The sequence below is a fragment of the Bradyrhizobium sp. BR 1433 genome (assembly GCF_051547665.1).
GTDB lineage: Bacteria > Pseudomonadota > Alphaproteobacteria > Rhizobiales > Xanthobacteraceae > Bradyrhizobium > Bradyrhizobium australafricanum.
The window spans coordinates 2,923,693-2,939,539 of sequence record NZ_JBPUGG010000001.1 but is presented as its reverse complement, the minus strand read 5'-3'; the positions used below and the strand labels follow the sequence as shown (position 1 = coordinate 2,939,539).

General features: G+C 56.8%; 8 protein-coding genes and 5 pseudogenes. 6 read left to right on the top strand and 7 right to left on the bottom strand.

The features are described 5' to 3' along the window. Positions 1–192: 192 nt before the first annotated feature. The 7 genes and pseudogenes from ACSKB9_RS14575 to nodD1 form a co-directional block, all read right to left on the bottom strand. On the bottom strand, positions 193–666 hold the full coding sequence (locus ACSKB9_RS14575; RefSeq protein WP_438073956.1) for a NolY: 474 nt from the start codon (positions 664–666) through the stop codon (positions 193–195). Between the two features lie 1,246 nt (positions 667–1,912). Further along, positions 1,913–2,942: pseudogene (locus tag ACSKB9_RS14570) on the bottom strand (LLM class flavin-dependent oxidoreductase). Positions 2,943–3,215: 273 nt separating this feature from the next. Then, a pseudogene (gene hisC / locus ACSKB9_RS14565) lies at positions 3,216–4,320 on the bottom strand (histidinol-phosphate transaminase). 707 nt (positions 4,321–5,027) lie between these two features. Continuing rightward, entirely contained in the window at positions 5,028–5,741 is a 714-nt protein-coding gene (locus ACSKB9_RS14560; RefSeq protein WP_438073954.1) for a MerR family transcriptional regulator, read from the bottom strand. Positions 5,742–6,556: 815 nt separating this feature from the next. Further along, a complete protein-coding gene (locus tag ACSKB9_RS14555; RefSeq protein ID WP_438073952.1) occupies positions 6,557–7,588 on the bottom strand; it encodes a LysR family transcriptional regulator in 1,032 nt (343 codons plus the stop codon). A gap of 422 nt (positions 7,589–8,010) precedes the next feature. Beyond that, entirely contained in the window at positions 8,011–8,142 is a 132-nt protein-coding gene (locus ACSKB9_RS14550; protein WP_438080640.1) for a hypothetical protein, read from the bottom strand. A gap of 306 nt (positions 8,143–8,448) precedes the next feature. Next, a pseudogene (gene nodD1, locus ACSKB9_RS14545) lies at positions 8,449–9,392 on the bottom strand (transcriptional regulator NodD1). A gap of 487 nt (positions 9,393–9,879) precedes the next feature. Here nodD1 and ACSKB9_RS14540 point away from each other — a divergent pair. The 6 genes and pseudogenes from ACSKB9_RS14540 to nodI all read left to right on the top strand — a co-directional run bounded on the left by ACSKB9_RS14540 (position 9,880) and on the right by nodI (position 15,846). Then, positions 9,880–10,515, top strand: a complete 636-nt coding sequence (locus tag ACSKB9_RS14540; protein WP_438073950.1) for a NodA family N-acyltransferase — start codon at positions 9,880–9,882, stop codon at positions 10,513–10,515. After that, complete coding sequence (nodB, locus tag ACSKB9_RS14535) at positions 10,512–11,171, top strand: chitooligosaccharide deacetylase NodB (protein WP_438073948.1); 660 nt, start codon at positions 10,512–10,514, stop codon at positions 11,169–11,171. Before ACSKB9_RS14540 ends, nodB begins: the two co-directional genes overlap by 4 nt. Before the next feature lie 14 nt (positions 11,172–11,185). Then, on the top strand, positions 11,186–12,517 hold the full coding sequence (gene nodC, locus ACSKB9_RS14530; protein WP_438073946.1) for a chitooligosaccharide synthase NodC: 1,332 nt from the start codon (positions 11,186–11,188) through the stop codon (positions 12,515–12,517). A 51-nt stretch (positions 12,518–12,568) separates the two neighbouring features. Beyond that, positions 12,569–13,198: a nodulation methyltransferase NodS gene (gene nodS, locus ACSKB9_RS14525; protein ID WP_438073944.1), complete on the top strand. Its 630-nt coding sequence runs from the start codon at positions 12,569–12,571 to the stop codon at positions 13,196–13,198. A 13-nt stretch (positions 13,199–13,211) separates the two neighbouring features. Next, positions 13,212–14,922 (top strand): annotated as a pseudogene (gene nodU / locus ACSKB9_RS14520) (nodulation protein NodU). 1 nt (position 14,923) lies between these two features. Then, positions 14,924–15,846, top strand: a pseudogene (gene nodI / locus ACSKB9_RS14515) (nodulation factor ABC transporter ATP-binding protein NodI). Position 15,847: the final 1 nt, after the last annotated feature.

Sequence of the window (15,847 nt, the reverse complement as noted above, 5' to 3'; positions counted from 1 at the left end):
TTGCGTCCTCTCTGCCGTGCGCTGCCTGGCCGGTGAATAGCAATCGGGTAACGTACCCAAGGCTATGGCTGCCAAGGCCAACGTCATTTCGCGCCGAGAAACTGGCGGCGAGCCAGCAGAGCCGTGCATCAACTCAGTTGGCAATTGGGGAGAGCGCCTTGAGCAATGCCAGACGGAGTGCCTCGCATTTATCTATGCAGAGCATAAGCGTGAACTGACGCTCTCTTTAATTAATTGACAATAACAAAGAGCGTCATCGACCGCATCTAAGACAGCTATTCGTCCCTCAACGACTACTGCATGTGCTAGAATGAACTTTGCGAGAGAAATCCGATTAGCAGTAGTGTGCATGGCCGCTGGTAAGGCTGCGATTGCTCGGTCAAAAAGTGCTCCCAAAACCTGAAGGTCTTCTGGATAGTAAACCGCATTGTGCCCCGCTCGTGACGGGATATTCCGCCTATCGCCTACTTCGCGGCGGGTAGTCGTCTTGCCTAACCGATTCTGGTCCTGTTCTGCTGCAACAAGTGCACTTGTCAGTTTGTTGAGCAACTGCATCGCGTCGAACGCGTCCTTGTCCTCGCAGATTAGTCCGGCAACTGCTTCCACTTGCCGGCCGATGCTTTCTTTGAGGTGATCGACGCGCGAATTACAACAATCAAAGTTCATGATCTCTCTCCGGATAAACTAAATGCAGTCGAGGTGCGGATGACGGGCCGATCCTTCATTCCCGTCTGGTAAACCTCCAGCCTTGCGTGAGGACCAATTGCTATTACCCATTGTGGGCCAACGTATCGGGTGTCATGGGAAGTGAGCGAGCGCGAGATTTCTGTGTCGAGAAAAGAAACAATGACGAGTACGTAGTGCCGGTGGGCGCCCGCAATGCACCAGGGTCCCTGCCGCGGTCGGCACACCTATCCGCCGCTACATTATGGCGGAGCGTACGATTGTGATGAACGCCGCTCATGACGAAAGACTGAGAAGCTGTCGAGCGAAGTGCCGTCAAGCGACCTGTCGCGTAAGATGACGCGTCCGCCGGAGCAGCGGGCGCAACGTAAGCATTGCGCGATAGCGGTGTACATCCTGCCGAACGAGGCTGCTGCGGAGGCGCCGACGCACCAGCCAGGCAGAGCGGCCATCTCGACGACGTCGTCGAAAAGTGGCGAACGTTATCTCGCCAGGCAATCAAGCGCTCGCGTGCGTCTAATGATTGTCGAAAGCAGCGCATGACACGTGATTGCGGCGGAGCCGGTTGTGGAAAATAGGTTCATGGAGTGCTCACTTGCTCTGCGAGGCTGAGCAAGCGAAGGGGGGAATTCACCTTGCAAGCGAACGATTGTATGGAGCCGGACAGTGTACGGCGCTGTGCGAGCGGCCGCTTCGACTCGGTGACGAAGCCAATGTCCTCCGAATGGCCTCTGGGCGTTCCATGGCGATTTCGGATGCGAATGTACAAGGTGGAGAATTCATGGTCATGCGACGGTCCGGGAAACTGCTCCTGACGGCAGGCAATTATGTATTGTATTCGTGTAAAAGCGGTACAATCGATTGTTTTGATGGGACACATCCAGATCGCCAATGGGCCAACCGGGATGTGTCGTGCGCGCTTACCAGCTTCAGTGAACGCAGGCAGGTATCGAGTAGATGTCGTTCTTTGCTATCGCGATGCCCGCGGAATCCTTGCAGAATCTGAAATATTAACAGGGCGTGCCCGGTGCTCAAGACGGCCCATTCTGAATGCGCCGCGGCGTGCCGACGCGCTGAGCGGCTCGCGGAGATAGTTCGTGGACCTCCTATGAGGGACGAGGAACGGCTGCTCGTTCGGCAGTGTACGTGCCACTCAGCGGCACGTAACGCCTAGACTGAAGAAGCTCGCCTGTTATCGAGTGAGCTCAAATAGTCAAAAGATGCATCGTCAGCAAAGCCGGGCGACAACCTCGGATTGTAGTTTGGCTGCGGTGTAAACTGAAACATCCAGCGGAAGATTGCCGAATGCAAGCTGACAAAGCAGGTAGTTGGCGCCCGCCTCTTCCATCTGATTAAGAAGATGTTGTCGGACGGAAGCGGGCGTTCCGACGACGCACAATTCGCTTTCAAGCGCCGCATCGAAAGTCAGCGGCAGATTAGGTGGTGTCGGAACAGTATTGAGCTCATAAAGGAACATAAAGCTCTCGAGCCATCGTTCGTACGCAGATGCCGCCAGCGAATATGCTTCTTCATCAGAACGCGCAATTACGACCATGCGGAGCAATCCGGTGAATGGCTCTCGATCATCAGTATTGGTGGTGCGGGGTAGATGCGCGCGGAAGGCATCAGTAGTTTTTCGAACGATAGAGGAGGGACCTACGCACGCGAGATTCGCGCCGTTGGCAGCTGCCCAGGCCGCCGATTCAGGCCGATTGCTGGCGACCCAGGTTGGCGGAGTTGGACGCTGAAGCGGCTTCAGCGTCAAGGGAACATTGTTCAGCTCAAAATGATGCCCATGGTAGGAAAGCGTGTGGTCTTTCATCGCGTTCGAGAGGATTTCGCTGGCTTCCTCATACCTTCCCGGGGCATCGTTGGCGCTAATGCCGAAATAACCCAATTCGATCGGCAGTGAGCCCCGTCCGATGCCAAGTTCTAGTCTGCCACCGCTCAATTGGTCGAGCATACACAGTTCCTCGAATGCTCGCAGCGGGTGATAGAGGTTAAGCAACATGACCAGGGGACCGACACGGAGCCGCTGCGTGCGTTGAGCGACGCTTGACAAGAACAGATTCGGGGACGGACCTCTCCCATGCGGCGTACAATGGTGTTCGGCCAAATGATATGCATAGAAGCCTAGAGAGTTCGCACGCTTCTGCCAAGCTCAGGCGATCTGCGTACTGTCGCGCGGCATCGCGGCCGTCGTCGTCCAGATGATCGAAAATTCCGCAGGTCAGTTTTGAAGGCTTGCGATTCGTCACTCGATTGTCTCCGATTGTAGAACGTGGGAAGGGCCTGTTGGCTTCAGGCCGCGAGCATTGTCGACGTCCGTCATATGATCGCCGTTAGATGTCTATTCTGGCTATATCGTTCGGCACCTGATCCCGTGCCGACCCACAAAGGTGATCGTCAAAGTGCTGACCGCTGTTGCCCGGATCGGAGCTCGAGTCGGGGCACTAGATTGTTCATCGCAAATCCATTGGGGTCATCTTGCCCTCATGTCAGTTTCCTGCTGATCGGCTGGGAAACGCCAGCTAGCAATTGCGGGTCTTTATGCGCGCTGAAATCGCCTTGATCGCCGCCAGAAGCGCATCCATTTGATCTTTAGTGCCAATGCTAATGCGGATACAGCGTTCGAGGCTCTTATCGGGGAAGGAGGCGACGAGAACCTTCTCCTTCGCCAGAGCCGCTTGCCACCAACTGCCATTTTGTCCGACAGGGACGCGGGCTAGCACGAAGTTCGCGTGGGAAGGTGGTACGCAAAAGCCGAGCTGAGTTAGCTCAGCCGCGACTCTCTGCCTTTCATCTCTGATGTGTCGATGGTTATCTTCATAAGCTGCGCGATGCGAGAGGATGCTGATGCCAACTGCTTGGCCGATAACGTTCATATTGAAAACGTTCTGGATGTTACGCAACCTGCCAATAAGCGCGGGATGACCGAAGCCGAAGCCGACGCGTATGCCGGCGGCAGCATAGCTTTTTGAGAGCGTTCGAAGAATCAGAAGATTTCGCATAGCGGCTCAGGAGCCGTAGCCCATTGTCGGGTGCAAAGTCGACATAGGCTTCGTCTAGGACGATTAGGCGTTCCGATCGTGTCAGCAGACGTTCGACATCGGCGAGCGGAACGTAGGCGCCGGTCGGATTGTTCGGATTAGCCAAAAGAACGAACTTGGCGTCTTTCGCTGGGCCGGAAAGCAGCTTCTCGATTGGTAAGGAAGGGGTTTCCGCACTTTCTATCTCAACGAGCTCGGCAGCGTGCAACATCGCAAGCTTGCGGTTGAATGAAAAGCCGGGAGACAGCATTGCAACGCGATCACCTGGGGTTAGGAAAGCTCTGTAGAGCAGCCCAAGAAGCTCGGATGAGCCATTGCCGGCAATCACCTGATCCGTCGCGATGCCATAGACGTAGCCAGCTGCTTCCCTCAAGCTGATGTTGTCATGTTCTGGGTACAGGTACTGCCGCTCAAGAGCCGCGCGCGCGCCTTGCATGACGATGGACGGCAACGGGAATGGATTCTCATTCGTATCCAGTTTCACATAGCTCGCGTCCGGGGCAGGCCGGCCGGATGGCAGGACATCTAACTGGCGCGCCACCGGAGAAAGAGAGGAAAGCACGTTTTGCAGTTTTTCGTCCGACATGGTGTTCTCCCTCTGGATCGCCGAGAGCTGCCATAATGACAGCAATCGTGTGCTGTCATTTGTGGCGAGGAAAACGGCAAACCAAACTGGCTAGACGACGTGAGATCTTCAGGCGGTGGTTGAATTTCATCGAAGCAAAATCTGAAGAAGCTGAGGGACCCGTCACAGCCTCTTAGGCGGTGGAGAGCCGCGGTACCAGATCCGCGATGGTGTCAGCAATTTGCCGTCCGGTATCGACTGGCAATCTGGCACGTCAGCATTGGACAGCTCCGCGAGCCCCGCCACCAGCAACAGCAACGTCGCGACAACTGCGAGCGCGAGAAAGGATGCGAGTATCGCAACTGCTATGTTGTCAAGGCGTCTCATTACTCAGAATCCTTTGCCGGATCTACAGGGCGCGGCGTGGGCCAAGACAATCAGGTCCACTTGGCAACTTCACAGGATCATCGTGTCGTTGCCTGGAAGCACCGGCCATCCTGCGCTGGACCGTACAATGTGACGCTACGTGCGTTTCAAGCGCTTTCTTGTCGGTCAAAGCGATCAATCACTACGCATAAGGCGTGTGGATTGCAGAGCCCGTACCGTAAGAGGGGCGCGTTGAGTTCTCAAATGATGACACGCAAGCCAGGTTCGAACGTGTCACCGATGTCTAGAGATCGCGGCGTCTAAACACGAGAGTGAACGTGCCCCATCGCGCGGGGCACGCGTCAGTGCGACTGGTTCTCCAGCGCGGCAAGCGCGAGATCGAGATATTGCATTAGATTAGGATCCCAGCCCGCCAGGCTCCGAGGGGCGCTCAATCGTGCAAGAACCTTCAGGATTGTCGAGACGGTCGATTCAACTCCCGCGATTTCACTGAACAGCAAGCGCGCCTCTAGCGCTACGGCTCTCGTGCGCTCGCTGGAGGGATGCTCACTGCGATCCATGCAATCGCGCAATTCGTCGCGGATTCGTCGCCATCGCTCCTCGCGCTCGGCGGCTAGCTTGCATGTGCATCGGTGGGGCTGGGCTCGTTTCTCGACCCTCGACATGGCATTCAAGGTGGCAGGCAACTCGTCCACGCTCACCTGTACATCACCATCGGTCGTCATGTTGCGTAAGCGATCCCGCAGCAACGTCGCACGCGTCACCTGAAGCTCGATCCGCTCCAAATGTGAGCGCAATAGATCCGTAAGCGAAGTGCGCCCCTCCATGGCCTTACGTATCTCATGCAGGGAAAAGCCAAGCTCACGCAGCGCTAGAATTTGATGAACTCGTTGTACGCTTTCACGATCGTACATTCGGTGGCCGCCGTCGGTGCGCTCGGACGCAGCAAGCAGACCCGTGTGCTCATAGTGATGCAGGGTGCGTACCGTCACTCCGGTAGCATCTGCAAGTTCTCCGATGCGCCATCGACGCCTTCGTGGTGTGGCTTTGGTCATGTGTTTCAATTCAAAGCCTACAACCTGACGTCACGTGAGATTCAAGCTATTTCAAGGGGCTAGCTGAACCTTCTTCCATTCCGGCGCAAGCATGGTGGATATTGTTGGATCGTCGTTCGATCAAGCTGCAGGGGAAATCAGGTTCAGCAAACTCATTAATGACGCCAATTGTGGCTCGCCTGCACCTGCACGCATCAGCACAAGCTTAGCGATTGCCGTTCGATTCTCGGGGGTGCGCATAGACGCTGGCAGGGCCGTGACGGCATTATCAAAGAGTTTACCCAATACCGAAAGATCCTCCGGCTCAAGAAATCATAGTAGCGCTGCACGTTCAGCTCCCGATATCATTGCGCGAGACGAGCGCACGTGGGCAAGGCGTGTGGCCGCGGTGGGGCCAAATCGGGACGTACCGGCGGCGCAGAGCGGTACTGATGCCGTGCGCGTTGCAGTGATGCGGTTGGGCAACACAGGAGCGCGCGATCCAGGCCCTGCGAAAGATCTGAGCTAACTGTGCTCCCGCCAATCCTCTAGCGGGGCACAGGTGCGCGGGAGATATTGAGCCAGGCGAAGATCGCACTTTGTTTCTGCTGTCGATTACTGAGCTTTATATCTACCGCGAGTTCAACTGCCGGCTTGAGCCGTTGCTCGCGCGGCGGGCTCGATAGCAATTTGCAGCGGTGTGCACAATAGCGTGAGAATAGAGTCATGGGCGACGAGCTGCTGTGTGCGTTTGGAGCGCAGGCGCGAGTTGGTCGGCGAGAGTGCAATGCAAGCCAAGGAGGTCGCTAGAACATAAGTGGTTCAAGAATTGACAATTACGAAGGATAGCAATGGGTTCTCATGGAGCATCCATTGAGATCGGACCACAGGATGGAGGAGCTGACGCGAACGTCCTGCCCCAATTTTAAGACGCCAGAGGCTTGCGTGGATTTGTCGGGCGGGGCCATGCAGGAAGCCTCCTGCAAGATCAGCTCTCGCATCCATGTGCTTGCCGGGTCGCTGTTGTGAAAGGCTGGCCACTGGACTGTTTCGGTGAATGCGGGAAGTGAGAACGGTAGGTCAACTATCCGTAGTGGCGTCGTTTTCTCTAAATGCCTCACCAGCCTTAAGGGCAGCATCCCGATACGGTCCGTGCCCAATAGCATGGCTGGGATCATACTGAAGCTTTGTACGCTAACATCGATGCGCCGCTTGAGGCCTTGCTCAAGGAAAAAGCATTCTTCGATCGCGGACTTTCGCGCCAGCGCAGACCTAACTGCGACCTGTCCGATAGACATATATCTCTCGAATGTGAGCCGGCGAGACAGCTGCTTGTTTGTGCAGCAGCCGACGCATACGAGCCGGTCCTCGAATAGCTTCGCCTTAGGATGCGCGCTGGACATCAATGTGTCGGGCAAGATGACGAAATCAGCTTCACCGCGGCGGAGGAGCTCATCGTGATCGTCGGCGGGGGGCCGCAACTCAAGTTTGACGTTGGGAGCATCCCGCGAAACGCGCGCCACGACCCGTCGGAAAAACACAAGGGTACTGCAATCCGAAAGACGAATCACGAACCGGCGATGTGATTCGGTCGGGTTGAACTCATAATGCGAGATAATGGAAAGCTGAATCTGCAGCAGAGCCTCGCGAACAGGCGTGGCGAGGCGTTCCGCACGCAATGTCGGGACGAGCCTGCGGCCTTTCATCGCAAATAGCTCATCCCCGAAGTAGGCGCGTAACCGGGAAACGGCGGCACTCATGGCGGGTTGGCTGAGATTGATCCTACGGGCGGCCTCGGTGAGTGTCCGCTCGGTCAGCAGAGAATCAAGTGCGACGAGAAGATTAAGATCCAGGCCCTTGAAGCGCATACTCACTCTTCGAAGCGTGTGCGCTTCTGCTGTGCAAGCCAGCAATAGCGCCTATGACGATCTCAATCGCGCAGCTGTGTCAGAATTGTTCTGACTTACCGCGCGAAGGATGCACCCGCGATTGTTCGCAGCAAGCGGGTTGCCGCATCCCTCAGGCCGCCAACAATCCAAAGGGCTCAGTGCTGCATCGACCACCGGAGTGCCATACCATGTCAATCACCGCGGAGATCATTAGCGACGAGCCTTGGTGCCTGCGCAAAAAGGATCGTAGGAGCGATGCGGAACGCGCAGAGCTGTGGTCCCTCTTGCGGGGTGCTGTTTGCAACTCTACAACCTGACGCTACGTCGGGTTCAAGCAGGTTGCGTTAGAAAGCGCTGGTCACAAAGCAGTATGCAGTGTCAGTGCGGCACGGACGCTCACTCTAGCGGGCATAGGTGACAAACTCGCAGCCCTTCTCATGCTGGTGATAGCCGTCCATGAAGGCGTCTCCTTCGGTCTTCCAGTCGAAGCCCTTGAAGTGGTCGGCAAGCTCGGCCTTGCCCTGTTCGCGCACTACCCGCTCCATATGATTACTTTTGCCGAATGATGCCGCGGGCATTGATGACGGCAGCACGACGCTGCGAAAAGACCGTTGGCTGCAGCGGGGCAATCGAGGAGGCACCGGCCACTCACGAGTAGCACTTTAACGTGGGACTCGGGCGCGTTGCGGCAACTGACGGATTGTGGCTCGCTTTTCGAAATGTAGCCTGAGCCCTACAACCAGATCATCAGACGATCCAAGGCATAAGAATAAGGACCGCTTCAGGTAAGAAGCCGATCGAATCTATCGGTAAGAGAGCTAAGAGAGCTACGAGAGGAATTAGCAGCGTCTGCGACTTGAGGAGATCTTAGCTGGGAGAGCCATGTTGGACGCCTCCTCCAACAACAGTCGTCGCATCCAAATGCTCGCTGGATCAGTATTATGAAAGGCCGGCCATTGGATAGCCTCGGTAAAAGTAGGAAGTGGGAGCGGCGGTTCGACGATCCTTAAGGGCATCAGTTTCTCGAAATGCTTAGCCAGTCTTAAAGGCATCGTCCCGATCCGGACGGTGTCCAATACGACTGGAGGGATCATGCTAAAACCCTGCACGACGATCTCGATTCGTCGCTTGAGGCCGTGCTCCAGCAAAAACCATTCTTCGATATTGGGCCTTAGCGTTCGCCCGAACTTGGCGGCAACATGTCCCATCGACATGTACCCTTCAATTGTAAGCTGGCGTGATAGCTGCTTGTTTGTGCGGCAGCCTACGCAGGCAAGTGTCTCCTCAAATAATGTCGCCTTGGGGTGCGCACCCGACATGAACAGCTCCGGGGCGACCAGAAAATCGATTTCACCGCGCCGTAGGAGTTCGTCAGGTTCATCTGAAAACGGCAACAGATCGAACCGGACTGCGGGGGCCTCCCGCGCGATGCGGTCTATAATCTTTCGAAAGAAAATGATCGTCATGAAGTCCGAAAGGATCACCCTGAAGCGGCGAGTCGATTGTTCTGGATTGAACGTGTCGCGCGAAATAATAGAGAGCTGGATGTGCAGCAGAGCCTCGCGAATCGGGCCGCAAGTCCTTCCGCCCGCGATGTTGGGACGAGTTCCCGGCCTCTCATTGTAAATAGTTCATCACGAAAATAGGTACGCAGCCGGGCAACGGCGGCGCTCATGGCGGGCTGGCTCAGATTGATCTTGCGCGCCGCTGCAGTGAGATTGCGCTCGGTCATCAGCGCATCGAGCGCGACGAGGAGATTTAGATCAAGGCCCTTGAACCGCATGCTGTGAGTTTATCCATCGTGTGGATGAGTTCAATCGATACAATCGATTTTACCAAACTGGGGAATGTTGGATAGCAAACATCAGTTTGTAGAAATCGAGAAGGTACATCAAAATGGCTGGCGGTCTTCGCAGGGGCTCTGGCAAGAAGCCTCAGTTATACGCCGATCGGACACACGGACATCCTGGCCGACACGCTCCTCGAGCCGCGCAAGATGCATCACGCTGGCGTGCGGCGACATGCACGTGCCTGCCCAAGAAGGCGTCGGATAAACCTTCGTATAGCGGTTCCAACCCTTTCCATATCGGCCGCTTACCTCCGTAGACTGGAGGTAGTGTCGAGTTGCTCCTACTTTCGCGGCCAAGCGAGTTGCCGATTGTAGGTGTCAAATGCCTCTGCGAAGAGGACCAACCGATCACCTCTGGGCAGTCAAATCGTCTCGAAAGCAAGTCTACTCTCAAACGCCCGGCAGCACGTTGGAGACACCGATGAATATGTCTGTATCCAGCTCTACAGGCGATCTCTTAGCGCGCTCTCAGGTGCGGTGGAGATTGTGTTGGGAAAATGAATTAACGCTCGCCGATCATACTGAACTCGCCGAGTTCTTCCGAAAAGCGTACGGAGCAAACGGTGAGTTTAATGCAGCGCCGTTTGAAGGCAGTCGAAGTTGGGCTGGTGCAAGACCCGAACTGCGCATAATCGCTTACGACTTAAACGGCGTAGCTGGCCATGCGGGCATCCTACGACGCTTCATCAAAGTCGGGGACACTGATCTCCTGGTAGCCGAAATAGGGCTTTACGCAGTACGTCGAGACGTGGAGGGGCACGGGGTCACCTATCAAGGAGCAATGCGCGTTGGGTATCCGATGCTGCGGAAGCTCGATGCTCCGTTCGGTTTCGCCGCGGTGCGTCCCGCGATGCGTAAGCATATCGAGCGGATTGGCCGGAACGGGATGGCCAGCATCTTGACGGGAGTTCGCGTGCGGTCGACCCATCGGGATGTATATCTCAACATGTCACCCACGCTCGTTGAGGAAGCACTCCTGGTAGTTTTGCCGATAGGCCGGCCGATGAGCGAATGGCCGAGTGGTACGATGATTGATCGGAACGGGCCAGAGCTGTGAGAAATCTCGACATCGGACTAGAAGTGCGCAGCGAGTACGTCGACTCCAACGGAAGTCAAAGCGTCTATTTGACGTTCGACGATGGTCCGCACGCCATTTGCACTCCGGATGTGCTGGATGTGCTGGCGGAACACAATGCGCCCGCCACGTTCTTTGTCATCGGCGTCTACGCGGGTGACCAGCCGCAATTGATCCGACGAATAGTCGCAGACGGACACGAAGTCGCCAATCACACGATGAGTCATCCGGATCTGTCCGAATGCGAGCCGGCCGAAGTGCGGCACGAGATACTAGCTGCTAGTGATGCGATCAGAAGTGCGTGCCCCGGCGCATCCCTGCGACACATGCGCGCCCCATATGGGGCGTGGACCCAGGAAGTGTTGAAGACATCTGCGATGGCCGGACTCGCTGCCGTGCACTGGTCGGTCGACCCGCGGGACTGGTCCCGTCCCGGCGCCGATACGATTGTCGACACGGTGATGGCCTCCGTTCGACCGGGAGCAATTGTGCTCCTGCATGACGGATGTCCTCCGGGCGAGCAGCAACGGGACCATCCCAAAGGTCCACGCGAGCAGACCGTGAAGGCGCTTTCCCGCCTGATTCCGGCAATGCGCGGCCGCGGATTTGCAATTCGCCCGCTTCCTCAACCTCACTGAACAGCTCCGGCCCCATGACCCTGCTTGCCACCACTAGTATTGTTGCGATCTCATGTTATGCGCTGCTTTCGGCTGTCTACAAAAGCGCGCAAGCGATTTATGCAATGAAGAGCGACGGACCGGCGTTGCCGGATGATGTCCCCGACGCTGACGCCTTGCCGAGCGTGGATATCATCGTTCCCTGCTTTAATGAGAACCCGCAGACGTTGTCCGCATGCCTCGAGTTCATCGCAAAGCAGAGCTACTTGGGAAAGCTGCAGGTATACGTGGTCGATGACGGGTCTTCAAACCGCGATGCTGTGCGACCTGTATATGACGCCTACGCGCGCGACTCGAGGTTCCATATCATTCTGGAACGAAAGAATGTTGGAAAGCGCAAGGCGCAGATTACCGCGATACGTCGCTCGCGCGGAGATCTCGTGTTGAACGTCGATTCCGACACGATGATTGCTGCCGACGTGGTCACAAAGCTCGCACTGAAGATGCGCGATCCGGCGATCGGTGCGGCTATGGGCCAGCTGACTGCTAGCAATCGGGACGACACCTGGTTAACCAGCTTGATCGATATGGAGTATTGGCTCGCTTGCAACGAGGAGCGCGCGGCACAGGCCCGCTTCGGCGCTGTCATGTGTTGCTGTGGCCCATGTGCAATGTACCGCCGGTCTGCGCTTCTTTCGCTGCTGGATCAGTATGAGACGCAGTTGTTCCGTGGGAAGCCGAGCGACTTCGGTGAAGATCGTCACCTCACGATTTTGATGCTGCAAGCTGGCTTTCGAACCGAGTACGTGCCGGACGCAATCGCCGCAACGGTCGTGCCTGATCGCCTAGGACCGTATCTGCGGCAGCAGCTTCGTTGGGCAAGGAGCACATTCCGGGACACGTTGCTTTCGCTCCACCTGCTGCCGGGACTCGGGCGCTATCTCACGTTGGATGTGGTCGGACAGAATCTCGGTCCGCTGTTGCTCGCTCTGTCATTGTTGGCAGGACTCGCGCAACTTGCATTCACCGTGACTGTGCCTTGGTTCACAGGTGTGACGATCGCATCGATGACCATGGTGCGCTGCTGTCTCGCCGCGTTCCGAACCCGAGATATTCGCTTTCTCGGCTTTTCGCTGCACACCCCTATCAACCTCTTTCTCCTGCTTCCCGTAAAAGCGTATGCCTTATGCACATTGAGCAACAGCGATTGGTTGTCGCGCAAGTCCACAAACCCGACGGACAAGGCGAAAGAGCAGGTCATTTCCTTAAATCCGATCGTTGAAGCAGAGGCGACGGGTGTCCCAGGAAGCGGCGGGCCGATCAGAAAGGGAAGCGTTGCGCGATTTGTCGACGTCGATGATGTCTGAGAGCGTGCGCTGTGGCGAGTTAAAGCCGCATCTGGCGAAAAGGAATAACTCGTGAGCCTGAACAAGATTTATCAATTGCTGGACCGGGAGTTGGCCGTCGATGATCCGTGGCGGCTTGATAGTAACCCCTTCGAGCGGGAGCGCCACGCACAGTTGCTCAGGATGTCGCGTTCAAGAGGAGCTATCCGGAATGCGCTGGAGGTCGGATGTGCGGCCGGCGCTTTCACGACGAAGCTCGCGCCCTATTGCAAACGGCTCACCGTCGTCGACGTCGCTCCGCGGGCGATTGATCGCGCGCGGCAACGGATGCAGCGATGCTCGCACATTACCTGGACAGTCTCCGACATTGAACGATTCTCGACCGCGGAGCGCTTCGATCTGATCGTCGTGGCCGAGGTTCTGTATTACCTCGACGATATGGCCAGAATGCGTACGGCCGTTCGTAACTTCGTGCAGATGCTTGCGCCGGAAGGGCGTCTGGTGTTCGGGTCTGCGCGTGATGCGATATGCCAACGCTGGGGGCATGCGGCCGGCGCCGAGACGGTGATGGCCATGCTGAATGAAGCGTTGATCGAGGTCGAGCGGCTGGAATGTCGTGGCGAGTTGGCTGACGAAGATTGCCTGCTCGCAAGCTTCATAAATGCCGGACAAACGTCGAATCAATTGAATTTGCAGCATTAGGCACGGAGATACGATGCGCATCTGCGGTATCAAGCTGACCCATGACGGGGCGGTCGCTCTTGTCGAAGACGGACGGCTGGTCTTTTGCGTCGAGCAGGAGAAGCGCGGAAATAATCCGCGGTATCAAGTTATCGACAATCTCGACATAGTTGTTGCCGCCTTGGCGGAACATGGTCTTACCCCGAAGGATGTTGATCGCTTCGTCATCGACGGTTGGGACGGGGAGATCGAGTTCGCAGTTTAAAGTCCTCAGTGGCGGGGCATCGCTCACGCTCAAAGGAGCACCCTATGTTGAGCGCCATGCCGATGGCGTTCTCAATTCACGTGACGGTCTTGGCCTGACGCTCGACGGAAGCGACTTCCCTTATAGCAGCTATCCGCATATCGCAGGCCATGTGGCGTCGGCCTATTGTACCAGTCCATTTGTCAAGGCCGGACAGCCGGCGTTCTGCCTTGTGTGGGACGGCTCAGTTACACCGCGCCTGTACCATGTACAGCGCCAAGGCGCGCGGTTCATCGAATGTCTTTTTCCGATGATTGGGCATGCTTATGCGGCCGCTGGTCATCACTTCGGACCCTATAAGAAGGCAGATCGCAGCAACTGGGACCTGGGTGTCGCAGGCAAGTTGATGGCGTACATCGCGCTTGGGTCTATTGATGAAGACGTCATTGCGGTGTTTCAAGAGCTTTATGAAAGGCATTTTGCAGGCGACACGCAGTCAGCCCGTCGTTACCGCGCCGATATCAATAGCGCAGAATCGTCACTTGCCGCGATGCATGAGTTCTTCGAGGCGAGCGCGTTGCTATTGACCGACAAGCGGCATGAAGATGTACTTGCGTCGTTTCATTGTTTCCTTGAGCGTCTTCTGGTCCGAGAAATCGCGATGGCGTTGCTGCGGCACTCGTCGCTTCCGGGAGCGAGAAATCTATGTATAGCAGGCGGGTGCGGGCTCAATATCAAATGGAATAGTGCCCTGCGCGTTACTGGCTTGTTCGATGATGTCTGGGTACCGCCCTTTCCTAATGACAGTGGCTCGGCGATCGGTGCCTCGTGCTGCGCGATGGCAGCCCAGAATGGCTTCGTGCCGCTGGAATGGTCGGTCTATAGTGGTCCGGCCCTGCAAGTTAATGAGGTTCCGGCTGAATGGGAGGTCGTGCCGTGCGGTATGCGCGAGCTCGCGGCACTTCTTGCCGACAACAAGCCCGTGATCTTCCTCGCGGGGCGCGCCGAGCTCGGACCGCGCGCCTTGGGGGGCAGAAGCATTCTCGCAGCGGCGACGTCCCCCGAAATGAAGGATCATCTCAACGACATCAAACGTCGCGAACGCTTTCGACCGGTGGCGCCGATATGTTTGGAGGATCGGGCGCCGGAAATCTTCGACCCCGGTACACCAGATCCTTACATGCTTTTCGATCACCAGACGCGAGCAGAGTGGCGGGACAAAATCCCCGCAGTCATACATCTGGACGGATCTGCGCGATTGCAGACGATTTCGAGAACCTCCCAACATAAGGTGGCCGAGCTTCTCATTGAGTATGAGCGGCTCACGGGCATTCCGCTGCTTTGCAATACAAGTGCCAACCACCTCGGGCGTGGCTTCTTCCCGGATGTGGCCGCGGCCTGTCAATGGGGACGTGTTGAGCATGTCTGGTGCGACGGGCGGCTCTGGACCAAAACAGCCGTAAGGGAGTTGTCGCCGGCTGAGCGACTTCTTTCAGCTTAAAATGAACATGTCGACCCTAGCGATCAACCTTGCTGGCGTAACGAAGGCCTTTGGCGACAACAAGATCGTTGTCAACGAGCTGTCATTCTCGGTCGCGCGGGGGAGTGCTTCGGTCTACTGGGACCGAACGGCGCGGGCAAGAGCACGATCGCGCGTATGCTGCTCGGGATGGTATCGCCGGACCTGGGCGAGATAACCGTGCTCGGCCAGCCCGTACCCGCACGCGCCCGCCTGGCGCGAGTGGGGATCGGTGTGGTCCCACAGTTCGACAACCTTGAACTCAATTTTACCGTACGCGAGAACCTGCTCGTATTCGGACGCTACTTTAATAAGAGCGCACGCGAGATCGAAGCGCTCACGCCGTCACTGCTTGAGTTCGCCCGCCTCGAGAATAAGGCGGAGGCGCGCGTTGCGGAGCTGTCCGGCGGCATGAAGCGGCGGTTGACGCTGGCCCGTGCATTGATCAACGACCCGCATCTATTGATAATGGACGAGCCAACAACCGGTTTAGACCCCCACGCTCGGCACCTGATATGGGAGCGCTTGCGCGTGTTGCTGGCGCGCGGCAAGACGATACTCTTGACCACCCATTTCATGGAAGAAGCCGAGCGATTATGCGACCGGCTGTGCGTGCTGGAACAGGGCCGCAAGATCGCTGAAGGCAAGCCTCAAGAATTGATTGACGCGCATATCGGATGTGACGTGGTCGAGATCTATGGCGGAAACCCTCATGATCTGTGTACGCAGGTGAGACCGTATGTGCGACACATGGAAGTGAGCGGCGAGACCCTCTTTTGCTACGCGCAAGATCCGGAGCGGGTGCGCGCGCAACTGCGTGGGTACGCGGGTCTACGGCTTCTGCAGCGGCCTCCGAATCTCGAGGACGTGTTCCTTAGAGTGACCGGACGGGAGTTGGAGCATTGAA

Bases quoted from the DNA above. Each gene is read 5' to 3' on its own strand.
- ACSKB9_RS14560 (WP_438073954.1), bottom strand. From the start codon at position 5,741: ATGACCAAAGCCACACCACGAAGGCGTCGATGGCGCATCGGAGAACTT.
- ACSKB9_RS14540 (WP_438073950.1), top strand. From the start codon at position 9,880: ATGAATATGTCTGTATCCAGCTCTACAGGCGATCTCTTAGCGCGCTCT.
- ACSKB9_RS14555 (WP_438073952.1), bottom strand. From the start codon at position 7,588: ATGCGCTTCAAGGGCCTGGATCTTAATCTTCTCGTCGCACTTGATTCT.
- ACSKB9_RS14575 (WP_438073956.1), bottom strand. From the start codon at position 666: ATGAACTTTGATTGTTGTAATTCGCGCGTCGATCACCTCAAAGAAAGC.
- nodC (WP_438073946.1), top strand. From the start codon at position 11,186: ATGACCCTGCTTGCCACCACTAGTATTGTTGCGATCTCATGTTATGCG.